General features: G+C 68.3%; 21 protein-coding genes. 10 read left to right on the top strand and 11 right to left on the bottom strand.

The window, feature by feature from the left end:
* Positions 1-76: 76 nt before the first annotated feature.
* From A8G18_RS04475 to A8G18_RS04465, 3 genes are all read left to right on the top strand, one after another.
* Positions 77-2,413 (top strand): MMPL family transporter, encoded by a 2,337-nt coding sequence (locus tag A8G18_RS04475; protein WP_064062875.1) that lies wholly within the window; start codon positions 77-79, stop codon positions 2,411-2,413.
* A 93-nt stretch (positions 2,414-2,506) separates the two neighbouring features.
* Positions 2,507-4,234 carry an ABC transporter ATP-binding protein gene (locus tag A8G18_RS04470; RefSeq protein WP_064062912.1) on the top strand — a complete coding sequence of 576 codons (1,728 nt, stop codon included), beginning with the start codon at positions 2,507-2,509 and terminating at the stop codon, positions 4,232-4,234.
* Positions 4,231-6,120 (top strand): ABC transporter ATP-binding protein, encoded by a 1,890-nt coding sequence (locus A8G18_RS04465; protein WP_064062874.1) that lies wholly within the window; start codon positions 4,231-4,233, stop codon positions 6,118-6,120. The genes A8G18_RS04470 and A8G18_RS04465 overlap by 4 nt, the downstream gene beginning before the upstream one ends.
* A 114-nt stretch (positions 6,121-6,234) precedes the next feature.
* On the opposite strand, the gene A8G18_RS04460 is transcribed toward A8G18_RS04465, so the two are convergent.
* A complete protein-coding gene (locus A8G18_RS04460) occupies positions 6,235-7,116 on the bottom strand; it encodes a LysR family transcriptional regulator ArgP (protein WP_064062873.1) in 882 nt (293 codons plus the stop codon).
* A gap of 72 nt (positions 7,117-7,188) precedes the next feature.
* On the opposite strand from A8G18_RS04460, the gene A8G18_RS04455 reads away from it, so the two are divergent.
* Positions 7,189-7,791, top strand: a complete 603-nt coding sequence (locus A8G18_RS04455) for a LysE/ArgO family amino acid transporter (protein WP_064062872.1) — start codon at positions 7,189-7,191, stop codon at positions 7,789-7,791.
* On the opposite strand, the gene A8G18_RS04450 is transcribed toward A8G18_RS04455, so the two are convergent.
* Together A8G18_RS04450 and A8G18_RS04445 are read right to left on the bottom strand one after the other, a co-directional pair.
* The gene (locus A8G18_RS04450; protein ID WP_172506136.1) at positions 7,778-8,668 is read right to left on the bottom strand and encodes a cation diffusion facilitator family transporter; all 891 of its coding nucleotides are present in this window, start codon (positions 8,666-8,668) and stop codon (positions 7,778-7,780) included. The genes A8G18_RS04455 and A8G18_RS04450 overlap by 14 nt on opposite strands.
* A 36-nt stretch (positions 8,669-8,704) precedes the next feature.
* Positions 8,705-9,124 carry a pyridoxamine 5'-phosphate oxidase family protein gene (locus A8G18_RS04445; RefSeq protein ID WP_064062911.1) on the bottom strand — a complete coding sequence of 140 codons (420 nt, stop codon included), beginning with the start codon at positions 9,122-9,124 and terminating at the stop codon, positions 8,705-8,707.
* 149 nt (positions 9,125-9,273) lie between these two features.
* Here A8G18_RS04445 and A8G18_RS04440 point away from each other — a divergent pair, with 149 nt between their 5' ends.
* The 3 genes from A8G18_RS04440 to tgt all read left to right on the top strand — a co-directional run bounded on the left by A8G18_RS04440 (position 9,274) and on the right by tgt (position 14,647).
* Positions 9,274-12,015 (top strand): calcium-translocating P-type ATPase, PMCA-type, encoded by a 2,742-nt coding sequence (locus A8G18_RS04440; RefSeq protein WP_084421480.1) that lies wholly within the window; start codon positions 9,274-9,276, stop codon positions 12,013-12,015.
* 161 nt (positions 12,016-12,176) lie between these two features.
* Entirely contained in the window at positions 12,177-13,391 is a 1,215-nt protein-coding gene (locus A8G18_RS04435) for an MFS transporter (protein ID WP_064062870.1), read from the top strand.
* Positions 13,388-14,647, top strand: a complete 1,260-nt coding sequence (gene tgt, locus A8G18_RS04430) for a tRNA guanosine(34) transglycosylase Tgt (protein WP_064062869.1) — start codon at positions 13,388-13,390, stop codon at positions 14,645-14,647. Before A8G18_RS04435 ends, tgt begins: the two co-directional genes overlap by 4 nt.
* Before the next feature lie 18 nt (positions 14,648-14,665).
* On the opposite strand, the gene A8G18_RS04425 is transcribed toward tgt, so the two are convergent.
* The 5 genes from A8G18_RS04425 to A8G18_RS04405 form a co-directional block, all read right to left on the bottom strand.
* Complete coding sequence (locus A8G18_RS04425) at positions 14,666-15,397, bottom strand: queuosine precursor transporter (RefSeq protein ID WP_016932892.1); 732 nt, start codon at positions 15,395-15,397, stop codon at positions 14,666-14,668.
* 125 nt (positions 15,398-15,522) lie between these two features.
* On the bottom strand, positions 15,523-16,278 hold the full coding sequence (locus tag A8G18_RS04420; protein ID WP_064062909.1) for an RDD family protein: 756 nt from the start codon (positions 16,276-16,278) through the stop codon (positions 15,523-15,525).
* A 110-nt stretch (positions 16,279-16,388) separates the two neighbouring features.
* On the bottom strand, positions 16,389-17,333 hold the full coding sequence (locus A8G18_RS04415; RefSeq protein ID WP_064062868.1) for a DUF2189 domain-containing protein: 945 nt from the start codon (positions 17,331-17,333) through the stop codon (positions 16,389-16,391).
* 68 nt (positions 17,334-17,401) lie between these two features.
* Positions 17,402-18,352, bottom strand: a complete 951-nt coding sequence (gluQRS, locus tag A8G18_RS04410) for a tRNA glutamyl-Q(34) synthetase GluQRS (RefSeq protein ID WP_064062867.1) — start codon at positions 18,350-18,352, stop codon at positions 17,402-17,404.
* Positions 18,353-18,361: 9 nt separating this feature from the next.
* A complete protein-coding gene (locus tag A8G18_RS04405) occupies positions 18,362-19,261 on the bottom strand; it encodes a LysR family transcriptional regulator (protein ID WP_064062866.1) in 900 nt (299 codons plus the stop codon).
* Positions 19,262-19,384: 123 nt separating this feature from the next.
* On the opposite strand from A8G18_RS04405, the gene A8G18_RS04400 reads away from it, so the two are divergent.
* Both A8G18_RS04400 and A8G18_RS04395 read left to right on the top strand, forming a co-directional pair.
* The gene (locus A8G18_RS04400) at positions 19,385-20,773 is read left to right on the top strand and encodes an MFS transporter (protein WP_064062865.1); all 1,389 of its coding nucleotides are present in this window, start codon (positions 19,385-19,387) and stop codon (positions 20,771-20,773) included.
* Complete coding sequence (locus A8G18_RS04395) at positions 20,770-21,507, top strand: 3-hydroxybutyrate dehydrogenase (protein WP_064062864.1); 738 nt, start codon at positions 20,770-20,772, stop codon at positions 21,505-21,507. Before A8G18_RS04400 ends, A8G18_RS04395 begins: the two co-directional genes overlap by 4 nt.
* Before the next feature lie 129 nt (positions 21,508-21,636).
* On the opposite strand, the gene A8G18_RS04390 is transcribed toward A8G18_RS04395, so the two are convergent.
* Together A8G18_RS04390 and A8G18_RS04385 are read right to left on the bottom strand one after the other, a co-directional pair.
* Positions 21,637-22,221 carry a TetR/AcrR family transcriptional regulator gene (locus tag A8G18_RS04390; RefSeq protein WP_064062863.1) on the bottom strand — a complete coding sequence of 195 codons (585 nt, stop codon included), beginning with the start codon at positions 22,219-22,221 and terminating at the stop codon, positions 21,637-21,639.
* A gap of 52 nt (positions 22,222-22,273) precedes the next feature.
* Positions 22,274-22,939 carry a YoaK family protein gene (locus A8G18_RS04385; protein WP_064062862.1) on the bottom strand — a complete coding sequence of 222 codons (666 nt, stop codon included), beginning with the start codon at positions 22,937-22,939 and terminating at the stop codon, positions 22,274-22,276.
* 141 nt (positions 22,940-23,080) lie between these two features.
* On the opposite strand from A8G18_RS04385, the gene A8G18_RS04380 reads away from it, so the two are divergent.
* Positions 23,081-24,178, top strand: a complete 1,098-nt coding sequence (locus tag A8G18_RS04380) for a GmrSD restriction endonuclease domain-containing protein (RefSeq protein ID WP_064062861.1) — start codon at positions 23,081-23,083, stop codon at positions 24,176-24,178.
* A gap of 67 nt (positions 24,179-24,245) precedes the next feature.
* Here A8G18_RS04380 and A8G18_RS04375 read toward each other — a convergent pair whose 3' ends face one another.
* Positions 24,246-24,509, bottom strand: a complete 264-nt coding sequence (locus tag A8G18_RS04375) for a hypothetical protein (RefSeq protein WP_016932882.1) — start codon at positions 24,507-24,509, stop codon at positions 24,246-24,248.
* Between the last annotated feature and the right edge of the window lie 77 nt (positions 24,510-24,586).

Here is a 24,586-nt window from a genome sequence, read left to right as displayed (position 1 = left end):
CAATTCCGCCCGACCGCGGAATCCGCCCCACCATCCGGCCCTCCACCAGGATCTTCCGACATAGAAAGGGTGCCCCGTGGCGACCTACCTGTACCGGCTGGGCAAGTTCGCCCACAGACGGAAGGGCGCAGTGCTGTCCTTCTGGATCGCGCTGCTCGTCCTCTTCGGGGTCGGTGCGGCAACTCTGTCCGGGCCCACCACGGACGCGTTCACGCTTCCGGGCACCCCCGCGCAGAAGACCCAGGACCTCATGGCCGAGCGGTTCCCCTCGGCCGAGGACCCCATGAACGGGCTCAGCGCGCGCTACGTGTTCGCGGCACCCGACGGGCAGACGCTCGACGAGCCCGGCAATCTGGCCGCCGTCGACGAGGTCCTCGCCGCGATCCGCGGCATCGACCGGGTCTCGCCGGCCGCGAAGGTCGACCCCGCCACCGCAACTCCGGAGGAGCAGGCCGGCGCCCTGGTCGGCCCGGTCCTCGCCGATGCCGGTCTCGTCGAGCAGATGAAGGCCGTCGCCGCGCAGAAGGGCACCCCCGAAGAGGCTGCGCTGTCCGACGCCCAGGCCCTGTCGCCGCTGAGCGCCGACCGCACCGTCGGCTTCGTCACCGTCCCGTTCGAGGGCGAGATCACCGACGTCGACCAGGCGCTGCGCGACCAGATCTTCGATGCTGCCGAGATCGGCCGTGACGCCGGTCTGACCGTGGAGGTCAGCGGCACGGCCGCCGCCGAGATGGGCATGCCCGGCGGCACCGCCGAACTCATCGGCATCGGCATCGCCGCGATCGTGCTCACGCTCACCTTCGGCTCGCTCGTCGCCGCCGGACTCCCGCTGATCACCGCGCTCGTCGGCGTCGGCATCGGCAGCCTCGGCATCACCATCGCCACCGGCTTCGCCGATCTCAGCTCGATGACCCCGACGCTCGCGGTGATGATCGGCCTCGCTGTGGCCATCGACTACTCGCTGTTCATCGTCTCGCGTTTCCGGCACGAACTCACCATCACCTCCGATCGTGGCGAGGCCGCCGGACGCGCAGTGGGCACCGCCGGTTCCGCAGTCGTCTTCGCAGGCCTGACGGTGATCATCGCCCTCATGGCCCTGAGCGTCGTCGGCATCCCGTTCCTGTCGGTCATGGGTTATGCCGCCGCGTTCACGGTGCTCATGGCCGTGCTGATCGCCGTGTCGTTGCTGCCCGCCGTGCTCGGACTGTTCGGCGAGAAGGTCTTCGCGGGTCGCGTCCCGTTCCTGAACAAGCGTGAGTCCGACGAGGACACCCCCAAGGCGGGCGCCAAGTTCGTCGGCCTGATCACCCGCCGCCCCGCCATCCCGCTGATCGCCGGTGTGGTCCTCCTCGGTGCGCTCGCCCTGCCCGCCACCGGACTGAATCTCGCGCTGCCGTCGGAGGCCACCGCGGATCCCGCCACCAGCGCCCGCAAGGCCTACGACCTGATCGACGACGGATTCGGCCCCGGGCGCAACGGCCCGCTGGTCGTCGTCGTCGACACCCAGGGCGCCGAAGTGGAGCCCCCGGCCGCGTTCGGTGCCGTCGTCGGTGCCCTCTACGAACACGACGAGGTCGCCAACGCCCAGATCGTCGCGGTGAACGAGGCGGGCGACACCGCCCAGATCCTCGTCACCCCGCGCAGCGGCCCGACCGATCCCACGACGATGGACCTCGTCCAGAGCATCCGCGACGGCGAGGCCGAGCTGCACGAGGAATTCGGCCTGTCCTACGGCGTGACCGGCCAGACCGCGCTCGAGGGTGACGTCTCCGACAGCCTCCAGAGCGCTCTCGCCCCGTACCTCGCCGTGGTCGTCGGCCTCGCCTTCATCCTGCTGATGCTGGTGTTCCGCTCGATCCTGGTTCCGCTCACCGCCACCCTGGGCTTCCTGCTCAGCGTTCTGGCGACCTTCGGCGCCACCGTCGCGGTGTTCCAGGAGGGCTGGGGCGGTCTGATCTCCAACCCGCAGCCCATCGTGAGCTTCATGCCGATCATCCTCATCGGTGTCGTCTTCGGTCTCGCGATGGACTACCAGGTGTTCCTGGTGACGCGGATGCGCGAGGACTACGTGCACGGCGCGAGCGCGCTGGACGCGGTCCGCAGCGGCTTCGCCCACGGCGCCCGCGTGGTGAGCGCAGCGGCGATCATCATGATCTCGGTGTTCGCGGCGTTCATCGCGGAGCCGGACTCGCTGATCAAGTCGATCGGGTTCGCGCTCGCGGCGGCGGTCTTCTTCGACGCCTTCATCGTCCGCATGGTCATCATCCCGTCGGTGATGGCGCTGCTCGGCGACAAGGCGTGGTGGCTGCCGAAGTGGCTCGACAAGATCCTTCCGAACGTCGACGTCGAAGGTGAGAAGCTCACCCGCGAGCTCGCCGCCACCGAGTCCACCCCGGAATCCGCACGACTGTGACGAACCACCGGGCGGCCGCGTACCCGCAGCGGTGCGTGGCCGCCCGTCCGTCCGTGGAGATCGTCGCAGGAAGGCGCGGGTAGCGTGATGCCCATGTTGCTACGGCTGTTGCGCCGCTTCATGGCGCCCTACCGGGGTGCCCTCGCGGGGGTCGTGCTCCTGCAGCTGATCGCCACCGGGGGCATGTTGCTGCTCCCGAGTCTCAACGCCGACATCATCGACAACGGCGTGGCGACCGGGGACATCGATTACATCGTGCGCACCGGTCTGGTGATGCTCGGCATCGGCGCCGTCGAGATCGGGGCTGCGATCGGTGCCGTCTACTTCGCGGCGCGTGCCGCCATGGGCTTCGGCCGCGACGTGCGACTCGCGCTGGTCCGCAGCGTCGGGCAGTTCTCGGCGCGCGAGTTCGGAACGTTCGGTGCCCCGTCGCTGATCACCCGCAACACCAACGACGTGCAACAGGTCCAGATGCTCGTGCTCATGACCTGCACCATCGTGGTGACCTCCCCGATCATGGGAATCGGCGGCGTGATCATGGCGCTCCGTCAGGATCCCGGCACCTCGCTGGTGCTGGTCGTCGCCGTGCCGGTGCTGATCTTCACGATGATCACCCTCATCGCCCTCATGCTTCCCGGCTTCCGGGTGATGCAGAAACGCATCGACTCGGTGAACCGGGTGCTGCGTGAGCAGATCACCGGCATCCGGGTGATCCGGGCGTTCGTGCGCGACGAGACCGAGAAGGCCCGCTTCGACGGTGCCAACGACGACCTCACCGCGACCGCCCTGCGCGTCGGACGGGTGAACTCCGTGCTGTACCCGGCGGTGCTGCTGATCTCGAACGTGAGCACCGTGGCCGTGCTGTGGGTCGGCGCTCACCGCATCGACGCCGGTGCGATGCAGGTCGGCTCCATCACCGCGATGATCACCTACATCGCCCAGATTCTCATGGCCGTGCTCATGACGTCGTTCGTCGCGATCATGGCGCCGCGCGCCACGGTCTGCGCCGAACGCATCCTCGACGTCCTCGACACGGAACCGACGGTCACGTCGCCCGCCGAACCCGTCCGTGAACTCCCGCCCCGCGTCACCCTCGAACTGCGAGGCGCGGGCTTCTCCTATCCGGGCGCCGACGCCCCCGTGCTGAGCGGGGTGTCGTTCCGCGCCGATCCCGGTTCCACGACCGCGATCATCGGCGGCACCGGCTCGGGCAAGAGCACCCTGATGCGGCTCGTGCCGCGCCTGATCGACGTCACCGCCGGGCAGGTGCTCGTCGCGGGTGTCGATGTCCGGGCGCTCGACACCACCGTGCTGCGCTCACGCATCGCCGTGGTGCCACAGAAGGCGTACCTGTTCTCCGGGACCATTGCCGACAACCTCCGGTACGGGCGCGCCGACGCCACCGACGACGAACTGTGGCACGCCCTCGAGGTCGCGCAAGCGGCGGACTTCGTCCACCAGAGCGAGGACGGGCTGAACACGGTCCTGGCCCAGGGCGGCACGACCGTCTCCGGCGGGCAACGCCAGCGACTCGCGATCGCCCGGGCCCTCGTCCGCCGGCCCTCCGTCTACCTGTTCGACGACGCCTTCTCCGCACTCGACCCGGCGACCGACGCCCGGTTGCGGGCCGCGCTCGAGCCCGAGACGCGCGATGCATGCGTGCTCATCGTCGCGCAGCGGGTCTCCACGGTGCAGGACGCCGATCGCATCGTCGTCCTCGACAACGGCGTCATGGTCGATTCCGGGACGCATCTGGGGCTGCTCGGCCGGTGCCGGACGTACTCGGAGATCGTCGAGTCGCAGAGGATGGCCACGGTATGACGACTCCGGAAGCCGCGGCGCCGTCGCGTGTGCGCACCGTCAGCCGGGTGCTCGGTCTGCTCCACCCGCAGCGTTACGCCGTCTACTCGGTCCTGTTCTCCGCCTTCCTCGGGGTCGTGAGCATGTCGGTGGCGCCCTTCGTCCTCGGCCGCGGCACCGACGTCATCTTCGACGGGGTGGTGGGCATGCAACTGCCCGCCGGCCGGTCCAAGGAGGAGGCCGTCGCCGGTCTGCGCGCCGAAGGGCGCGACCAGTTCGCCGACATGGTCTCGGGTATGGATGTGGTGCCCGGGCTCGGCATCGACTTCCCGGCCCTCGGCCGGATCCTCGTCATCGTGCTCGCGCTGTACCTGCTCTCGTCCGGCCTGATCTGGGTCGCCGCCTACGGCCTCAACGAGATCGTGCAGCGCGTCGTGCGCGACATGCGGTCGCGGGTCGAACGCAAGATCCACCGGCTTCCGCTGCGCTATTTCGACACGCATTCGCGCGGCGACCTGCTCAGCCGCGTCACCAACGACATCGACAACGTCTCGGCGGGCATGCAGGAGTCCATCTCCCAGCTCGTCCTCGCGGTCCTGACCCTGTTCGGCCTCGTGGTGATGATGCTGTACATCTCGCCGATGCTGGCGGTGGTCGCGATCCTGACCGTCCCGGCGTCGGTGGTGGCGACGGTGATCATCGCGAGGCGCTCGCGCAAGCACTTCGCAGCGCAGTGGGAGACGACCGGCAAGCTCAACGGTCAGATCGAGGAAGCGTTCACCGGACACGAGCTCATCACCGCCTACGGCCGGACGGAAGAAGTGCAGCGGCGCTTCACAGACACCAACGAATCGCTGTACCAGGCCTCCTATCGGGCGCAGTTCGTGTCCGGTCTGGTGATGCCGTTCGTGACCTTCCTCGGCAACATCGGCTACGTCGTCATCGCGGTGCTCGGTGGTCTGCGGATCGCGTCGGGCACCGCGTCGCTCGGTGAGATCCAGGCGATGATCCAGTACTCGCGACAGCTCGTGCAGCCGCTCGCGCAGATCGGCGCGATGGTCAACCTGCTGCAGTCGGCGTCCGCGTCGGCCGAGCGGGTGTTCGCCGTGCTCGACGAACCGGAGGAGGAACCGGAGGTCGCGGCGCCGACGATGCCGTGGAGCCGGCACGGCCTCGTCGAGTTCGAGAACGTCGCGTTCTCGTACACCCCCGACCGGCCGCTCATCGAGAACCTGTCGTTGCGGGCCGAGCCGGGTCAGATGATCGCGATCGTCGGCCCGACGGGCGCCGGCAAGACCACCCTCATCAACCTGATCCTGCGGTTCTACGAGGTCGACGCGGGACGGATCCTCGTCGACGGTGTCGACATCCGCTCGATGTCCCGCGACGAGCTGCGCTCGCGCATCGGCATCGTCCTGCAGGACACCTGGCTGTTCGGCGGTACCATCCGCGAGAACATCGCCTACGGCAATCCGTACGCCACCGAGAACCAGATCATGTCGGCGGCCCGGATGAGTTACGTCGACCGTTTCGTGCGGGCCCTGCCCGACGGCTACGACACCGTCATCGACGAGGAGAACGACGGCAACCTCAGTGCCGGTGAGCGTCAGCTCATCACGATCGCGCGGGCGTTCGTGTCCAAGCCGTCGATCCTCATCCTCGACGAGGCGACGAGTTCCGTCGACACCCGCACCGAACTGCTCGTCCAGCAGGCCACCGCGCGGTTGCGCGACGACCGCACCAGTTTCGTCATCGCCCACCGCCTGTCGACCATCCGCAACGCCGACCGCATCGTGGTGATGGAGGACGGACGGATCGTCGAGCAGGGCACGCACGAGGGGTTGCTCGAGGCGTCCGGCGCGTACGCGCGGCTGTACGACGCGCAGTTCAAAGCACTCGTGGAGTGACCGCGGCAGGTTTCGGCGGCGTTCCGACAACGGGCGATATCCCTGTGCGGGGCAGACGATCCCGGTGGTGTGCTTCGTGGACGGCCGCGCGACCGGAACCGCGTCTGCCGAATTTCAGTGCAGCACTTCGAGTGCGGTGCGCCGCACCGTATCGGTCAGTGCGTCGAGCACCGGTGAGTCCAACCGCCACCGCTGCCAGTACAGCGGCACGTCGATCGGGTCGTCCGGTGCCAGGCTCACGAGATCGGTCGTGTCGGTGACCATCGCATCGGGAAGCATGGCCCAGCCCAGGCCCAGCCGCGCCGCGTCGACGAATTCGAGGGCGCCCGGAACGTAGGTGCGGGGAGGGTTCGTCTTCCGGCGGGTCCGTGTGCGCACGAACCGATCCTGCATGTCGTCCTTGCGGTCGAAGGCGAGCATCGGGGCCTCGCGCAGTGCGGCGGGGGTCATGCCTCCGGAAAACCAGCGTTCGGCGAAGTCGACGCTGGCCATCGCGTGATAACGCATGGCGCCGAGCTTCTCGGACGTGCATCCCTGCACGGGTTCGGGGACGGAGGTGACCGCGGCCATGGCGGTGCCGTCGCGCAGGAGATTCGTCGAATGGAACTCGTCCTCCCGGTGCAGTTCGAAGAGGGCGCGATATCGCACGGGCATCCGGGCGAGGGCCCGAAGCAGCCAGGTGGACATGGAATCGGCATTGACGACGAGGGGGATCGTGGCGTAACTCCCGGCGTCGGCTCCGAATCCGAGTTCTTCGGAAGCATCCTGTTCGAGTCGGGCGACCTGCCGGGCGAGCCGCATCACCACCTCGCCGGCCGAGGTCGCGGTCACCGGGCGGGTCCGCCGCAGCAGCACCCGACCGACGTGTTGCTCCAGTGACTTGATGCGCTGACTCACCGCGGAGGGTGTGACGCGAAGAACAGCCGCCGCACCGTCGAAGGTGCCCTCGTCCAATACCGCTGCAAAAGTGCGAAGTTGAGCGAAGTCGAGATCCATATGAAGGAACTCTAATGTAGCTACAGCAAAATCAATTGTTCTTATCTCGGCAGGATTCCTAGCGTCGATGCCATGTCACTCGTCGCCGCCGGATTCGTCACAGGTCTGTCCCTCATCGTCGCCATCGGCGCGCAGAACGCCTTCGTCCTGCGCATGGCCATCGCGCGACGACATGTACTGCCTGTGATCGCGGTGTGCGCGATATCCGACGCGCTGCTCATCACCGCGGGCATCGCCGGGATCGCGACGATCCTCGACCGCGCACCCGGCGCGATCGACGTGATCCGTTGGGGAGGTGCCGCTTTCCTCATCTGCTACGGACTCTTCGCGGCACGTCGCGCGCTGAAGCCGTCCGCGTTGTCCGCCGCTCCGGGCGGCGCCGTGACCATCGGCGCGGCCCTGCTGACCTGCCTGACGCTGACCTGGCTCAATCCCCACACCTATCTCGACACCGTGCTCATGCTCGGATCGGTGGCCAACCACTACGGCAATCCCGGACGCTGGTGGTTCGGTGCCGGGGCGATCACCGCGAGCGTCGTGTGGTTCGCCGCCCTCGGCTACGGGGCCCGTTATCTGCGCGCCTGGTTCGCCAAGCCTGCCTCGTGGCGCATCCTCGACGGCGGCGTGGCGGTACTCATGCTCGGTCTCGGCGCGGGCTTGATCACGTCCGCGTGATCCCGCCCGGCCGCCCGGGCTCGACCGGTGCCCGGGTGGGTTCGAGATGGCTGAACACGACGATGCCGGGCAGCGCTTCGGCGAGGTCCGCCTCGATGCGGTCGAGCAGGTCGTGCCCGGCCCGCACCGTCCATTCGCCCGGCACCCGCACCGTGAGGTAGACGAAGCGCTGGCGTCCCGATTCGCGGGTCCGCGGAGGCAGGATCGTCACCCGTCCCGGTTCGCGGTAGCGGTCGAGGACGGCGTTCACCGCCGTCACGTCCTCCGGCGGCAGGACCGTGTCGAGCATGCCGACAACGGCCTGTCGCACCAGCCCGAATCCGATCCGCAGGATGTTCAGCGCGACGAGGATCGCCACGATCGGGTCGAGCACGTCCCAGCCCGACAATGCGACGAGCGCGACGCCGACGAGCACGCCCGCCGAGGTCCACACGTCCGTCAGCAGGTGCTTTCCGTCCGCGACCAGCGTGATCGACCGGTGTGCGCGTCCCTGTCGGATCAGCAGCAGACCCACCACGAGATTGAGCGCCGAGGATGCGGCCGACAGGACGAGGCCGATACCGACCTCGGTCACCGGCTGCGGTGAGATCAGGCGCTCCACCGACGTCCACAGAATCGCTGTCGCGGCAGCGAAGACCATGGTGCCCTCCACCGCGGCGGAAAGGTATTCGGCTTTTCCGTGCCCGAAGTCGTGGTTCTCGTCGGCGGGTTTCGCGGCGAGGCGCAGCGCCGCGAGGCCGACGAGCGCCGCCACGAGGTTGACCCCGGATTCGAGCGCGTCCGACAGCAGACCCACCGATCCGGTGATCCACGCCGCGGACGCCTTCAGCAGCATCGTCGCGAGTGCGGTCGCCACCGAGAGCAGCATGAACCGCATCAGCAGTCGGTGCTGCTGCACAGAGGGTGCCACTGCTCAGCGCTTGACGAGCGTGAGCCGCATCCCGGTGAGATCGGTGGCCGCCAACGCGACGTAGTCGTATTTCGGGGTGGGAACCCACGGGGTCAGTCCGAGGGCGTCGATCCTCGCCGCATCCTCGAAACTGCGCAGGACCCGGGCGTGTCCGTGCAGCACCACGCTCCACGCCGAGTCCTCGTGGATCTCGTCGACCTCGAACGCGACCTGCGAGTACACCGCCAGTTCGGAGAGCTTGCTGCCCTCACCGCTGCGGAAGTACACCGTGCGCTCGTCGACGACGTAGTTGACGGGATAGATCTCCGGCCGCCCGTCCACGACGGTGACGAGCCGGCCCACCTTGCCCGTCGCGAGCAGGTCCCAGCACTGGTCCTCGTCGAGCGGGACGACGGGATCGTCGGTGTTCGGGTTGTCGCTCATCGCGTTCACTCCTCCGGTTCCGCTGCCGTATCCAGCACATCACGAACCGGCTTCCGGCGCAGTGGAACGCTCCGGCGGTTACGGTGAGACCGGCCGTCAGGACCGCGTTCGCCCGATCCGCCGAGAGCAGCCCCGAATGAGGAGTGCCGATGCCCGCACAGGCTCCCGCGACCACCTCGAGTTGGCACACCCGCGACGCGGCCGACGTGGCCGAGGCGTTCGCGGTCGACCCGCAACGCGGACTGAACGCGGAGGAGGTCGAGCGGCGCCGCGACGAGCACGGCCCGAATCTGCTCGACGAGGCGAAACGGGTTCCGACCTGGCGGCGGGTGCTGTCGCTGCTCGCCGACAAGATGACGCTGGTACTGGTGGTGGCGGCGGTGGTCAGCGCCACTGTCTCCCGTGAATGGGAGACCTCCGTCGTCATCTTCGCGGTGATCGCGCTCAACACCGTGCTGAACTATGTGCAGGAATCGCGGGCCGAGAGCAGTCTCGCGGCGCTGAAGAAGATGTCGGTGTCCACCAGCCGGGTGCTGCGCGACGGTCGCGGGACGGAGGTGCCCCGCGCCGAACTCGTCCCCGGCGACGTGGTGCTTCTCGAGGCCGGCGACACCGTCCCGGCCGACGGCCGTCTCGTCACCGCCGTCCGGTTGCAGGTCGCCGAGGCCGCGCTCACCGGCGAATCCCAGCCGGTCGACAAGCAGGTCCATGTCGTCGACGATCCCGATGCGCCGCTCGGCGACCGCACCGACATGCTGTTCATGAACACCGAGGTCACGCGGGGACGCGCCGCGATGATCGTCACCGGCACGGGTATGCGTACCGAGATGGGTTCCATCGCAACCCTTCTCGGGTCGGCCGGCACCGAACAGACACCACTGCAACGACGCATCGGTCAGCTCGCCCAGACCTTGACGATCATTGCGATCGTGACGGTGGCGCTGGTGTTCGTCCTCGGTCTGCTGCGGGGACAGTCGTGGTCGGACCTCCTCGTCACCGCCGTGTCGCTCGCGGTCGCGACGATTCCCGAAGGGCTCACGGCCGTGGTCGCATTCACCCTCGCGATGGGTGCCTCACGCCTCGCCGCCCGCGGTGCCATCGTCAAACGGCTCGCCGCGGTCGAGACGCTGGGCAGCACCACCCACATCTGCACCGACAAGACCGGCACCCTCACGCTCAACGAGATGACGGTGCAGCGTCTGCTCGTCGCCGGTCGCGCTTTCCGTGTCACCGGCACCGGTTACGGAACCGACGGCAAGATCCTCGTCGGCGACGGCCTGCCCGCACCGGATTTCACGGACGCACTGCTCGGTATGGGTCTGTGCAACGACGCGACGGTGAGGAACGGAGTGCTCGTCGGCGATCCCACCGAGGGCGCTCTCGTTGTGCTCGCCGAGAAGGGGGGTATCGACGTCGAGGGTGCGCGCGCCGCGCTGAACCGCATCGCGGAGGTGCCGTTCGACTCGGATTACAAGTACATGGCCACCTTCCACACCCTGCCGGGCGGCGGATACCGCTGTTTCGTGAAGGGGGCCCCGGGCGTGCTGCTCGACCGGGCCGTGTCGATCGCCGGTTCCGCCGGTCCGATGCCGCTCGACGACGACGGTCGCGCGAGGATCCGCCGGGCTGTGGAGTCACTGGCGTCGGAAGGCCTGCGCACCCTCATGATCGCAGGTCGCAATCTCGATGCCGTCCCGCGTGGCGACACGGATGCACTGCAGGAGAAGGTGTCCGGCCTGACCGTCCACGCGGTCGTCGGCATCGTCGATCCGCCGCGAACCGAGGCCGAGGATGCCATCGCCGTGGCCCACGAGGCGGGCATCGCGGTGCACATGATCACCGGCGACCATCTGGTGACGGCCTCCGCGATCGCCGAGGAACTCGGGATCCGCGGGTCGGCGGCCTCCGGCGCCGACCTCGACACACTCACCGATGACGAACTGCGCCAGAGAGCAAAGGAATTCGGTGTCCTCGCCCGCGTGGCGCCCGAACACAAGATCAGGTTCGTCGAAGCGCTGCAGGCCGACGGGCAAATCGTCGCGATGACGGGCGACGGCGTCAACGACGCTCCGGCGCTCGAACAGTCGGACATCGGTGTCGCGATGGGCATCACCGGCACCGACGTCTCCAAGGGCGCCGCGGACATGATCCTCACCGACGACAACTTCGCGACCATCGTCGCCGCGGTCGCCGAAGGACGCGGAATCTACGACAACATCATCAAATTCGTGAAGTTCCAGCTCACCACGGCGTGGGGCTTCGTCCTGATCTTCCTGACGGCCGGTGTACTCGGCCTCGCGGGCGGGGCACCCTTCAGTGCCCTGCAGATCCTGTGGGTGAACATCATCATGGACGGACCGCCGGCCCTCGCGCTCGGTGTCGATCCGACCGCCCCGGACGCGATGAGGCGACGCCCGCGCCCCGCCCACGAGGCCCTGCTCGAACGCTCCCGGGTACAGCGCATCCTCGGGCTCGGCATCGTCATGACGGCCGGCACCGTCGCGGTTCTGCATTTCGGCCCGGAACTGTTCCCCGACAGCGCATCCGACCCGCTGTTCGCGACCACCCTGGCGTTCACCACGTTCGTCTTCTACCAGATCTTCAACCTGTTCAACGTGCGCTCGGATCTCGGATCGGTGTTCTCGGCGCAGACGTTCACCAACCACACCATCTGGATCGCGATCATCGCCGTCGTCGTCCTGCAGATCTGCGTGGTGCAACTCGACGCCCTGCAGGGATTCATGGACACCACCTCGCTCACCTCCGAGCAATGGCTGCTCGCGGTGGCCGTCGGCTCGACGGTGCTGTGGGTGGACGAGGCCGGCAAGTTCGTCGCGAGGAGGCTCGAGGCGCGCAGAGCCGAACGGGCGGATACGACCTTCCTCACCTGACGGTCCCGAGATGGCGCAACTCACGTCGTCGCGAGAAGAAGTGAGTGGCCGGACTGCCCCAGAATGGAAGCTGCCCATGCGCCGCTCCCCGAGGGCGCCCTCGTCCCGGGCCGCACGACGTCCGACTCCGGGGCCATCGACGATCGAAGGTTTCCTCACCGATGACCACCACGGCTTCCGGCCGCCCCATCGACGATCCTGCCCACGCCGACTCCGGACATCCTGCGCGCACACCGGTGATGTGGGCGCTCGCTCTCGGCGGGTTCGGTATCGGGACCACCGAGTTCGTCGCCATGGGGCTGCTCCCCGAGATCGCGACGAGTGTCGGCGTCTCCGAACCGACCGCGGGTCACGTCGTCTCCGCCTACGCGGCCGGTGTCGTCGTCGGTGCCCCGCTGATCGCCACGATCGCCGCACGCGTCCCACGCAAGACACTGCTGGTCGCGCTGATGGTCGCGTTCACCCTCGGTAACGCCGCAACGGTGCTGGCCCCGAACTACGGCTTGCTCGTCGCCTCCCGGTTCGTCGCCGGCCTGCCGCACGGTGCGTACTTCGGGGTCGCCGCGCTGGTCGCGGCGCATCTCGCCGGTCCCGGTCGCCGTGCACGGGCGGTCTCGCTGGTGATGATGGGGCTGTCGGTCGCGAACGTCGTCGGTGTGCCCGCCGCCTCGTGGCTCGGGATGGCGTTCGGGTGGCGCGCGGCGTTCGTGCTGGTCGCGGTGATCGGAGTGGGCACCGTCGCTGCTCTCGCGGCCTGGGTGCCGTCGCTGTCGATACCGACCACCAGCGTGCGGGTCGAACTCGGCGCGCTGAAGAGCAGCACCGTCTGGCTCACCCTCGCGGTGGCCGTCATCGGCTTCGGTGGCGTGTTCGCCGTGTACACCTACATCAGCACGACGCTGACCGACGTCGCCGGAGTGTCGAGATCGCTCGTGCCGGTCGCGCTGATGCTCTTCGGAGTGGGCATGGTCGTCGGCAACGCCGTCGGCGGCCGGGTCGCCGACCGCGGGGTGATCCCCGGCGTCTTCGCGTCGATCACCTCGCTCGCGGTGCTGCTCGCGCTGTTCGTCGCCGCAGCCCACAACCCCTGGACCGCCTTCGTGATGGTCTTCGGTCTGGGTGTCGGATGTGCCGCGGTGGGTCCGGCCCTGCAGGTGCGGTTGATGGATGTCGCGGAGGACGCCCAGACGCTCGCGGCGTCGCTCCACCACGCGGCGTTCAACCTCGCCAACGCGTTCGGGGCGTGGATCGGCGGGGTCGTGATCGCCGCCGGATTCGGCTACACCGCTCCTGCCGCGGTCGGCGTGCTGCTGGCGCTGGCCGGCGTCGCCGTGTTCGCGGTCTCGGTGTGGCGACATGATTGGATACGGAAGTGACCGATCCCAGCATTCCGACCCCGTCCGATCCTTTCTTCACCGTCGGAGCGCGTCTCGACAACGGACTCGGCCGCACCGGCACGATCCACACCCCGCACGGGGACATCCGGACGCCGGCGTTCATCCCGGTGGGCACGAAGGCGACCGTCAAGGCGGTGCTGCCCGAGACGATGGCCGAGCTCGGCTCCCAGGCGCTGCTCGCCAACGCCTACCACCTCTATCTGCAGCCCGGTTCCGACATCGTCGACGAGGCGGGCGGGCTGGGACAGTTCATGAACTGGCCCGGCCCGACCTTCACCGACAGCGGCGGTTTCCAGGTCATGTCGCTCGGTGCCGGTTTCAAGAAGGTCATCGCGATGGAGTCCGTGGGCGTCCAGAACGACGAGGTCATCGCCAAGGGCAAGGAACGGCTCGCGCACGTCGACGACGACGGGGTGACCTTCAAATCGCACCTCGACGGGTCGCGGCACCGGTTCACCCCCGAGGTGTCGATGCGCATCCAGCACGAACTCGGTGCCGACATCATGTTCGCCTTCGACGAACTCACGACACTGATGAACACGCGCGGCTATCAGGAACGCTCCCTCGAACGCACCCAGGCGTGGGCGGTGCGGTGCATCGCCGAGCACGAGAAGCTCACCGCCGAGCGTGCCCACCGTCCCTATCAGGCGTTGTTCGGGGTCGTGCAGGGCGCGCAGTACGAGGACCTGCGCCGACAGGCCTGCCGGGGCCTCGAATCCATCGTCGGTGAGACCGGCCGCGGGTTCGACGGCTACGGCATCGGCGGTGCGCTCGAGAAGCACAACCTCGGCACGATCGTGCGCTGGTGCACCGAGGAACTGCCCGAGCACAAGCCGCGGCACCTGCTGGGCATCAGCGAACCCGACGACGTGTTCGTCGCCGTCGAACACGGTGTCGACACCTTCGACTGCGTCAATCCTTCGCGGGTCGCGCGCAACGCCGCGATCTACCACCCGGACGGCCGATTCAACATCAACACGAGTCGCCACCGGCGCGACTTCACGCCGATCGACGAGAACTGCGACTGCTACACCTGCCGGAACTACACGCGCGCGTACATCCACCACCTGTTCAAGGCGAAGGAGATGCTCGCCTCGACGTTGTGCACGATCCACAACGAGCGGTTCACGGTGCGGCTCGTCGACGACATCCGGACGAGCATCGAGAACGGCACCTTCGCCGAGTTCAAGACCGAGACCCTGGGCCGGTTCTACGCGAGCCGGCGTCAGGCGTGAGTCATCGGGCGTAACCCGTCACGCGTAGGACGGTTCGCGCTTCTTGACGTACGCGATCGCGCGGTAGGTCACCGGAAGCACGATGATCTCGACCAGCGTCTTCCACAGGAACCCGACGACCACGAAGTTGACGAAATCGCCCCAGGTCGTGATGCCGATGACGCCCGCGGCGATCGAGCAGAAGATCAGGGTGTCGGCGAACTCGCCGACGACGGTCGACCCGATCAGACGCGCCCACAGGTACTTCTCCCGCGTGCGCTCCTTGATCAGGACCAGGACGTACGAGTTGAGCAGCTGCCCGACCGCGTATCCGGCGAGTCCGGCGATCAACATCCGGGGCACCACCCCGAGCACGTTCTCGAAGGATTCCTGCCCGGCATAGAAGTCGGCGGGCGGAAGCTGCTGCGTGAGCCAGAAGCACAGCGCGGACAGCGCGACCGCCCCGAATCCGTAGAACACCGCGCGGCGGGTGGCTGCGAAGCCGTACACCTCGCTGAGTACGTCGCCGAGGATGTAGGCGAGGGGGAACAGGAAGAATCCGCCGTCGGTGATGATCGGCAGGATCTGCAGCGGACCGAACCCGAGTTCGGAGTCGGTGAAGAAAGCGATGCCCTTCGTCGCGGAGATGTTGGAGATCATCAGCACCGCGGTGAACAGCACGACGATTCCCGTGTACGGGCTGCGGCTCACGCGTGCGAAGGCGGCGTGGTCGAAGAGGGCGGGGGAGGTGTTCGGTCCGTGCTCGGTCACCCGCACATCCAAGCATCACGACGTGCCGATCACGAAGTTGCGGACCGTCTGTACGTGCGCGAACACCCCAAATGTGACGAACGGGCCCCGTCCGCTCGAGGACGGGGCCCGTGACACGCGTGAGATCAGGACTTGCGGACCTGGGTGCCGCCGGCGAACTTGTCGTGGAAGCCCTGCTTGTTGCCGTCCTGCTCGATGGTGACCGCGATACCGATGTATGCGGCGAACGACAGCAGACCGACGAGGAAGCCGAGCAACGGGATGCCGGTGAGGATCTGCAGCGCGACGAAGGCGTTGCGCTTGGCGGCCTGCTCGAGGGTGGGGTTGCCGCCCGCGGGACCGGCGACCGACAGTCCGAGGAGCTTCTTGCCGAGGGTCGCGCCCTGGGTGGACTCCATGTAGGTCCAGTAGCCGAAGGCGACGACACCGCTGACGACCGTCATGAAGAAGTTCACGAAGCCGCTTCCGCCGCTCGCGAGGAGCATGACCACGCTCAGGATCCCCATGGGGATGCCGACGATGAGGCCGTCGATGATGCGGGCGCCGAAACGCGGCAACAGCTGCCCCGGGGTGCCGGTGCCGAAGTTCGGGCCGGGGAATCCCGGGCCTCCACCGAACTGGTCGCCCGCCGGCGCCCCGTACTGAGGTGCGCCGTACTGGGGTGCGTCGTACCGAGGAGCTCCGTTCTGCGGTGTTCCGTACTGGGGTGCGCCGTACTGAGGTGCGCCGTATTGCGGGGCCCCGTTCTGGGGCGCACCGTACTGCGGGAACTGCTGGGTGTAGTCGGACGGTGTGCCACCGTACGAGGGGGAACCGCCACCGGGGTATCCACCCGGAACGTGGGGGTCCTGCGGAGGTGGTGGGTATCCGCCTGTCGTCAAAATGTCTCCCTTGTCGCGATCGGCATGGCAACGCGCCACGGTACAGCGTGCCGTGGCGCGTCGGTAGATGCCTCGGGGGGTGTGCGACGGGAGGGCGCCGTCGAGCCGGGTCAGGCCGCTACGGGACCACCCGTGGTGACCCGGTAGGCGTACGTGACGGCGATGATCGACACCGGCACCGTGACCAGCAGGCCGATCAGGCACAGCAGAGCACCGAGAAGGTTGAGGCCGAACAGTGCGAGTGCGAGCAGGAACAACGTCCCCGCATTCGATTTCACGGCGTTGACACTCGACTTGATCGCGGTGACCGCGTCCTGGTTGCGATCGATGACGAACTGCATCGTCCACCACGCGAAGAACGCGAACACCAGGCCCGGAATGATGCACAGCACGAGACCGATCGTCGTGCCGATGCCCACGAGCAGGCCCGCGACGATGACCGCGGCGATCGGGCCGATCTGCAGGAACGTGCCGAATGCGGGCCGTTGCCCGTCCGTTTCGGCCAGTGCCCCGCGCACGAAAGCGGCCTGGATCAGGTAACCGACGATCGCGGAGACGATGCTGCCGACGATGCTCAGGGCGGAGAACTCGGTCGTGTCGCCGGTGAAGTCGAATCCGTTGAAGATGCCGCTGATCAGGCCCTGGATGACGAACGCGACGAGCATGAAAATGATCCACACGCCCGCGTTGCCGCTGAACTTGGACCAGCCGTAGGAGATCGCGTCGCCGACACTCAACTGGTTCGTGGGCGGCCCACCGAAGTTCCCGGCGCCGTACGCGCCCGGCGGAGGCGGATAATTGCCCCCTGACGGTGGGGGCGGATAATTCCCCGGCGGCGGGTAGGACCCACCCGGCGGTGGGTAGTTGCCACCCGAGGGTGGGGGATAGTTACCCGGCGGCGGGTAGTCACCGGGCGGCGGGTAATTTCCGGGCGGCGGATAGTTCCCACCCGGCGGGGGAGTGCCACCGCCCGACGGCGGCGGATAGCCGCCGGGCGGCGGATAACCACCCGGCTTCTGCGGATCCTGATTCGGGTCGTAACCACCGGTGGTCATCGCTGCCTCTCGTCTCCGGGTTCGGACACTTCCGAGAGAGTACGTACATCACACGGGATCTGCATCCGCTATGTCCGCGTCGTGTCCTGTCGGATGCCTTCCCCCGCCGGCGTGAAGACCCACGGATCACGGGGAAGTCGCGCGGGATTCCAGCGGTCCAGCAACAGTTCCGGCGACACGGGCTCGCCGGGGTCCGCAAGACGCAGCGACACGGCGATCGTGCCCAGTACGTCGGCGGCCGTGTGGCCGAGCGCGAGCTGATCGCCCAGCGTCACCGCACCGTCCCTCTTGGCCAGTCGCTTGCCCTCCTCGTTGAGCGCGAGCGGCACGTGCGCGTAGACGGGCTCCGGCAATCCGAGCAGGTGTGCGAGACAGGCCTGTCGGGGGGCGGAGGTGAGCAGGTCGTCACCGCGCACCACCTGGTCGATGCCCTGGTCGGCGTCGTCCACCACCACGGCGAGGTTGTAGGCGGGGGTTCCGTCGTTGCGGCGCAGGACGAGATCGTCGACGATGCCCGTGAAATCCCCGTGCAGCAGGTCGTGGACCGTGAACCCCTCCTCGGACGCCCGCAACCGGATCGCGGGGGCACGGCCGGAGGCCCGGCGTTCGGCGCGCTGCTCGTCGGTGAGGCCGCGGCAGGTGCCCGGATAGGCGCCGGCAGGAGCGTGGGGCGCGGAGGTGGCCTCGAGGATCTCGCGTCGGGTGCAGTAGCACTCGTAGGTCAGGCCGGCCTGCTCGAGCCGCGCGATCGCCTCGTCGTACAGACGCAGGCGACGGGATTGGTGGATTACCCGGCCGTCCCAGTCGAGGCCGATCGCCGCGAGGTCCGCGAGTTGACGTTGCTCCGCACCGGGACGCACCCGGTCGAGATCCTCGACGCGTACCAGGAACCGGCGGTTCGTCGACCGCGCGAACAACCACGCCAGGACGGCGGTACGCAGGTTGCCGAGATGCAGGTCGCCCGAGGGGCTCGGGGCGAAGCGGCCCGCTCCTGCCTCGTCCTCGCCCGAAAGTGACACCCGTGCACTCTAGCGAGCGACACCCAGGAGCACCGCTCGCTCGGCATGGGCGACCTCCCGGATCGCCGCAACCGCCGCCGCGACCTCCGGCCGGCGCAACGTCTCCGAGCGTGCGACGAGCCAGTAGGCCAGACGTGCCTCGACCTCGCCGGGCAGGATCCGGACGAGGTCGGGGTGCCGGTCGGCCATGAAGCACGGCAGCAGACCGAGGCCTCCGGCAGCACGGGTCGCCTCGACGTGCACGAACACGTTCGTCGAGCTGATCGAATCCTGCATGTCGGGGGCGATACGTCGCGCCACGTCGAGGTCGTCGACCTGCAGCATCGAGTCGATGAAGTACACGAGGGTGTGTTCGCGCAGGTCGCGGACCGACGACGGGGAGCCGTGCGCGGCGAGATAGTCGCGCGAGGCGTACAGACCCAGGGTGTAGTCGGCGAGACGGTGCGCTTCGGCGCGGTGCACCTGTGGCCGTCCCACGACCACCTCGACGTCCATCCCGGATCGTTGCTGCGAGGCGCGACGGGTGGTGGCGACGATCTCGACGGAGATACCCGGGTGGCGTTGCCGGACGAGCGCGCCGGCCGGGGCTGCGATGTACGCGCTGAAACCGTCGGTGGCGGAGATGCGCACGACGCCTTCGAGTCGGCGCTCGCCGCTCGGGTTCCGCAGTCGCCCGACCGCGGCTTCGATGCGTTCGGCGGCGTCGAGGGCCTCGCGGCCGAGATCGGTCAGTTCCCAGCCCGCCGCCGAGCGGGTGAGCACGCGACCGCCGAGGCTTCGCTCCAGTGCAGCGATCCGGCGGGAGATCGTCGTGTGATTGACGCCCAGGTCGTCGGCCGCGCTGGTGAACCTTCCGCTGCGCCCGACGGCGAGCAGGACGAGGAGGTCATCGGCCGAGGGCACGCTCATACGTGCAGTTTTGCAGATTGTGTCTGCGAATCGCGTCATTGTGAATGCATATGTGTGTATCGATACTCGGCATATGCGTGTGGAAGTGTTCCCCGTCACAGATCGTCCCGGGAGGGTGCAGCAATGAGCGTCGAACAGGCACGAACGGATGGGCCGGAGAGTTCACCGTCGGCATTGCGGAGGGTCGTCGGTGCGTCCATGGCGGGCACCGTCGTCGAGTGGTACGAGTTCTTCCTCTACGGAACCGCCGCCACCCTCGTCTTCGCCAAGGTCTTCTTCCCCGACGGCGGCAACGAACTCGACGCGATCATCGCGGCGTTCGTCACCTATGCGGTGGGTTTCGTCGCGCGGCCGCTCGGCGGAATCGTCTTCGGTCATTTCGGCGACCGGTTCGGGCGCAAGCAACTGCTGCAGACCAGCATCATCATGGTCGGCGTCGCGACCTTCCTCATGGGTTGCCTGCCGACCTTCGGTGCCATCGGCTACTGGGCCCCGGCGCTGCTCGTGACGCTCCGGTTCATCCAGGGCTTCGCAGTCGGCGGTGAGTGGGGCGGCGCAGTGCTGCTGGTCGCCGAACACAGCCCCGACCGGTCGCGCGGGTTCTGGGCCTCCTGGCCGCAGGCCGGCGTGCCGATGGGCAACCTCCTCGCGACGATCGTCCTGCTCGTCCTCACCACGACGCTGCCCGAGTCGGCCTTCCTGTCGTGGGGCTGGCGCGTCGCGTTCTGGCTCTCCGCCGTCATCGTCCTGATCGGTTACTACATCCGCACCAAGGTCACCGACGCCCCGATCTTTCTCGAGGCGCAGCAGGAGGCCGAGCAGCTGAAGGAAACCTCGTTCAACGTCTTCGAGGTGCTCCAGCGTTACCCGCGTGGCGTCTTCACGGCCATGGGCCTGCGGTTCGCCGAGAACGTCATGTACTACCTCGTCGTCACCTTCTCGATCACCTACCTGAAGGTCGTCGTCGGTGCCGACACCAGCCACATCCTGTGGTGGATGCTCGCCGCCCACGCCGTGCACTTCGTGGTCATCCCGGTGGTCGGACGCCTGTCGGACACGCTGGGGCGACGCCCCGTCTACATGATCGGTGCCGTCACCGCCGGTGCCTGGGGCTTCCTCGCCTTCCCGATGATGGACACCGGCAACAGCGCGTGGATCGTCTCGGCGATCGTCATCGGACTCGTCTTCCACTCGTTCATGTATGCGGGGCAGCCCGCGATCATGGCGGAGATGTTCCCGACCCGCATGCGCTACTCGGGTGTCTCGCTCGGCTACCAGGTCACCTCGATCGTCGCCGGGTCGCTCGCCCCGATCATCGCCGCGAGCCTCCTCAGCCGCTTCGACTCGTCGGTCCCGATCTCCTTCTACCTGCTCGGCTCGTCGCTGATCACGATCGTCGCGGTGATCGTGGCACGTGAGACGAAGGGCATCTCGCTGCGCGACATCGACGCCGCGGACGCGGAAACGGTGGCCCAGGAGAAGGCCGCCGAGAACGCCGGGGTCTCCGCATGAGGGCCCGCACCGCACTCGTGACCGGCGGTGCCGGCGGGATCGGGGCGGCCTGCGCCCGAGCCCTCGCCGGTCGGGGAGTCCGAGTGACCGTCGCCGACGTCGACGAGGTCGCCGCGAAGACGCTCGCCCACGAGATCGGGGGAGAGGCGTGGGGCGTCGACCTGCTCGACACCGACGGCCTCGACGGTCTCCGCCTCGACGTCGACATCCTCGTCAACAACGCCGGCATCCAGGTCGTTCGGCCGGTGGAGGACTTCGCCCTCACCGACTTCCGCCGCATCCAGACGCTCATGGTCGAGGCGCCCTTCCTGCTCGTGAAGGCCGCGCTGCCCGGCATGTACGAGCGGGGCTTCGGCCGGATCGTGAACATCTCATCGGTCCACGGGCTGCGTGCCTCGGCCTTCAAGGCCGGGTACGTCACCGCCAAACACGGCCTCGAAGGGTTCTCCAAGGTCGTCGCGCTCGAGGGTGGTCCCCGCGGTGTGACGAGCAACTGCGTCAATCCGGGTTACGTCCGTACCCCGCTGGTGGAGAAGCAGATCTCGGAACAGGCCCGTGCACACGACATTCCGGAGGATCGCGTGCTCTCCGAGGTGCTGCTCACCGATCAGGCGGTGCCCCGGCTGGTCGAGCCGGAGGAGGTGGCCTCGCTCGTGTCGTGGCTGGTCTCCGACGAGGCCGGGATGGTCACCGGCGCGTCGTACACGATGGACGGCGGCTGGTCGGCCCACTGACCGCGGGGCGGTCGGTCGATCACTGACCGCGGGGCGGTCGGTCGATCACTGACCGCGGGGCGGTCGGTCGATTCCCGACCCGCTGCGCGACCGTATTCCCGACCCGCGTCCCGGAATCCGGGGCGCGGGTCAGTGCGCGTCGGCGCCGTCGAGGACGAGCTGGACCTGGGCGTGCAGAGCGTGGGTCAGATACTCCCGCGGGTAGAGATCGGGGCCGGCCGCCGCGTCGAGCGCGAGCCCGTTCGCGGCCGAGAGCAACAGGGCGGCCCGGGTCTCCGGGTCGGGTGTTCCCGCGCGGATCAATACGCGCGCTATGCCCGTCCGGATCGTGAACAGGGTGGCGGTGCGGATGGCGCTCAGCGTGGGGGAGGTGACCGCCCGCACGGCGAACGCCGACATCACGTGGACCTCGCTGCCGCGTTCCTCGTCGAGCGGGAGCAGCTGGCTCAGCGCGGAGAACAGGGTGCGCGCCGGATCGATGTCGGGATCGACGTTCGTCAACCGGTTCAGCACCCGGTCCGAGAGGGTGCGGAACGAGTACGCGAGCATCTCGTCCTTGGTCGGGAAATGGTGCTGCACCGCCCCGATCGAGACCCCTGCCTCGTTGGCCACCTCCCGCACGCTCGCCGCGTCGAGACCGTTGCGCGCGGCCACGTCGAGCAGGGCCGCGGCGAGCCTTGTGGGGCTGGTGGTGACGTAGGGGCGCGTGCGCATGGGGAGCACCGTAACCGAGCTCTCCACCGTACGAACGTACGGGGGGCGGGAATCACACCCCGCCGGTGAGCTCGTGGTCGGAGAGGAAACGGACCGAGAGCGTCAACGCGGCCGCGAACGCCGCTGCGATCCACAGGGCGTGCAGCCCCAGCACCCTGTGGGCGAGCGCGCCGAGAACCGCGCCCGTCACCAGGCCGCCCCACAGACCCAGATAGGGCAGCCAGCTCCAGCGCGGACCACCGAAGAACGCCGCCGCGATCCGCTGCCCGATCTTGACCAGCGCGCCCGTCATGTAGGTGAGCGCGACGGTCGTCTCCCCGTGACGGCGGAACACCGAGTTCTCCGTTCCCATGGCCAGCGTCATCGCGATCACGGCGACCGGTGTCCAGCCTGCGAACACGGCGGCGGCTCCGATCGTCAGCAACACCGTCACCGTCGCGAGGACCGCGGTCTTGCGCGTCCGCCGGTCGCGGTCGGTCGATTCCGCCACGACGCTGCCGAGGATCACCCCGAGCACGAAGAGCGCGAGCACACCGCCGATGAGGGCCACCGTCTTCCACGTGCCGTCTGCCGTGCCGACCGCGAGACGGGTGGAGTTCCCGCTCATGAACGACACGAAGACACCGCCGAGGGTGATGAAACCGAGGGCGTCGATGAACCCTGCGAGAGAGGACAATGCGATCGCGAGTCCCTGCAACTGCCTGCCGTAACCGACCACAGGACGATAGTAGGAACCGTGTCGACCGGGACGACGTCGGCAGCAGTTACCGAGACACTTACGTGCTGTAACGACCGGGCGCCGTGAACGCGATGGACAAGGCGGAGCCGTCCGGCACCGTCGTTCTCAGGAGTTCTCCCGATGTCCTTGCCCCGCTTGTCGTCCCGGCTGTCCCTTCTCGTCGTCGCGACGGTCGTGGGTCTGACCCTCTCCGGTTGCGACTCGACCGTCGAAGACACCGCCGTCGCGCCGGCGGCGACCTCCGAACAATCCCCGGCACCGAGTTCGGAGACCTCCACGACGACGCCGTCCGGCACGACACGCCCCACGTCCGCGAGCGCCCCGAGCCCCGCTGACCGGAGCCCGGCCGTCCCGGCGGCCTCGTCGGATGCCCTGGCCCGGCTGGCGACCCTGCCGATCAAGGGCCGCGCACCCAAGACCGGCTACAGCCGCGACCTGTTCGGTCAGGCGTGGAGCGACGACGTGTCGGTGGAGTTCGGGCGCAACGGCTGCGACACCCGCAACGACATCCTGCGACGCGACCTCGTCGACATCGTCTACAAGTCCGGCACCCGCGACTGCGTCGTGGCGTCGGGAACCCTGAACGACGTGTACACCGGGACGACGATCGCATTCACGCGCGGACAGGACACCTCCACCGCGGTGCAGATCGACCACGTCGTCGCGCTGTCCGACGCGTGGCAGAAGGGCGCGCAGCAACTCGACGCAGGCACCCGGGCCGATTTCGCCAACGATCCGCGCAATCTCCAGGCGGTGGACGGGCCGACCAACCAGCAGAAGAGCGACGGTGACGCCGCCACCTGGCTGCCGCCGAACCGCGCCTACCGCTGCACGTACGTCGCGCGGCAGATCGAGGTCAAGGCGATCTACGGGTTGTGGGTGACGCAGGCCGAGCACGATGCGATGGCACGGGTCCTCACCGAATGCGGAGGAGGAATTCCTGCCGGCGCAGAGCCCGCCGTCGTGCCCACGACCACGACGGCCCCGGCCCCTGCTCCGGCACCCGCCCCTGCTCCGGCACCCGCCCCTGCTCCGGCACCGGCACCCGCTCCCGCAGAGCCCGCACCGGTGGCGCCTGCGCAGCCCGCCGCTCCGGCGAGTGTGTACTTCGAGAACTGTTCGGCTGCCCGGGCCGCGGGAGCGGCGCCGCTGTACGCGGGGCAGCCCGGCTACCGCCCGAAGATGGACCGCGACGGCGACGGCGTGGCCTGCGAGTAGCGCACCGCAGCGCCTGCGAGTAGCGCACCGCAGCGCCTGCGAGTAGCGCACCGCCGCGATCTCCCGATCAGCTGAAGCGGTCGGTGAGATTGCGGCGCATGCGGTGGAGATCGCGGAGTTGGGCGGCCAGCCGCTCGACCTCCGCGTCGAACCGGCGCGCCCGGTCCACGGCGCCCACCCGATGCTCGGCACGGGCCTTCTGCCCGGTCCTCTCGATGGTCGTGGACAGCTCGTCGATCTCGCGGTCCAACATCTCCACCCAGACCGAAGCCTGCTCGTGGTCGGCGTCGCCGGAGAGCGGGAAATTGTCGTCCGCGGTCACGAGACGCATCGTGCCCGAGATCGGCCGGGCACGCGAACACAGGGGGTGAAAAAGCAGAAACCCCGTGGGACGCTGTGCGTCCCACG

Origin of the sequence: Rhodococcus gordoniae (genome assembly GCF_001646655.1) — a bacterium.
GTDB lineage: Bacteria > Actinomycetota > Actinomycetes > Mycobacteriales > Mycobacteriaceae > Rhodococcus > Rhodococcus gordoniae.
Note: the sequence above shows the minus strand (reverse complement) of the source record. Positions and strands in the feature narration are given on the sequence as shown.

What these genes read in the sequence shown, in the direction of transcription:
- A8G18_RS04470 (WP_064062912.1), top strand. Translation starts at nt 2,507, where the DNA reads ATGTTGCTACGGCTGTTGCGCCGCTTCATGGCGCCCTACCGGGGTGCC.
- A8G18_RS04465 (WP_064062874.1), top strand. Translation starts at nt 4,231, where the DNA reads ATGACGACTCCGGAAGCCGCGGCGCCGTCGCGTGTGCGCACCGTCAGC.
- A8G18_RS04460 (WP_064062873.1), bottom strand. Translation starts at nt 7,116, where the DNA reads ATGGATCTCGACTTCGCTCAACTTCGCACTTTTGCAGCGGTATTGGAC.
- A8G18_RS04455 (WP_064062872.1), top strand. Translation starts at nt 7,189, where the DNA reads ATGTCACTCGTCGCCGCCGGATTCGTCACAGGTCTGTCCCTCATCGTC.
- A8G18_RS04450 (WP_172506136.1), bottom strand. Translation starts at nt 8,668, where the DNA reads ATGCGGTTCATGCTGCTCTCGGTGGCGACCGCACTCGCGACGATGCTG.
- A8G18_RS04445 (WP_064062911.1), bottom strand. Translation starts at nt 9,124, where the DNA reads ATGAGCGACAACCCGAACACCGACGATCCCGTCGTCCCGCTCGACGAG.
- A8G18_RS04440 (WP_084421480.1), top strand. Translation starts at nt 9,274, where the DNA reads ATGCCCGCACAGGCTCCCGCGACCACCTCGAGTTGGCACACCCGCGAC.
- A8G18_RS04435 (WP_064062870.1), top strand. Translation starts at nt 12,177, where the DNA reads ATGACCACCACGGCTTCCGGCCGCCCCATCGACGATCCTGCCCACGCC.
- A8G18_RS04415 (WP_064062868.1), bottom strand. Translation starts at nt 17,333, where the DNA reads ATGACCACCGGTGGTTACGACCCGAATCAGGATCCGCAGAAGCCGGGT.
- A8G18_RS04405 (WP_064062866.1), bottom strand. Translation starts at nt 19,261, where the DNA reads ATGAGCGTGCCCTCGGCCGATGACCTCCTCGTCCTGCTCGCCGTCGGG.
- A8G18_RS04400 (WP_064062865.1), top strand. Translation starts at nt 19,385, where the DNA reads ATGAGCGTCGAACAGGCACGAACGGATGGGCCGGAGAGTTCACCGTCG.
- A8G18_RS04395 (WP_064062864.1), top strand. Translation starts at nt 20,770, where the DNA reads ATGAGGGCCCGCACCGCACTCGTGACCGGCGGTGCCGGCGGGATCGGG.
- A8G18_RS04390 (WP_064062863.1), bottom strand. Translation starts at nt 22,221, where the DNA reads ATGCGCACGCGCCCCTACGTCACCACCAGCCCCACAAGGCTCGCCGCG.
- A8G18_RS04380 (WP_064062861.1), top strand. Translation starts at nt 23,081, where the DNA reads ATGTCCTTGCCCCGCTTGTCGTCCCGGCTGTCCCTTCTCGTCGTCGCG.
- A8G18_RS04375 (WP_016932882.1), bottom strand. Translation starts at nt 24,509, where the DNA reads ATGCGTCTCGTGACCGCGGACGACAATTTCCCGCTCTCCGGCGACGCC.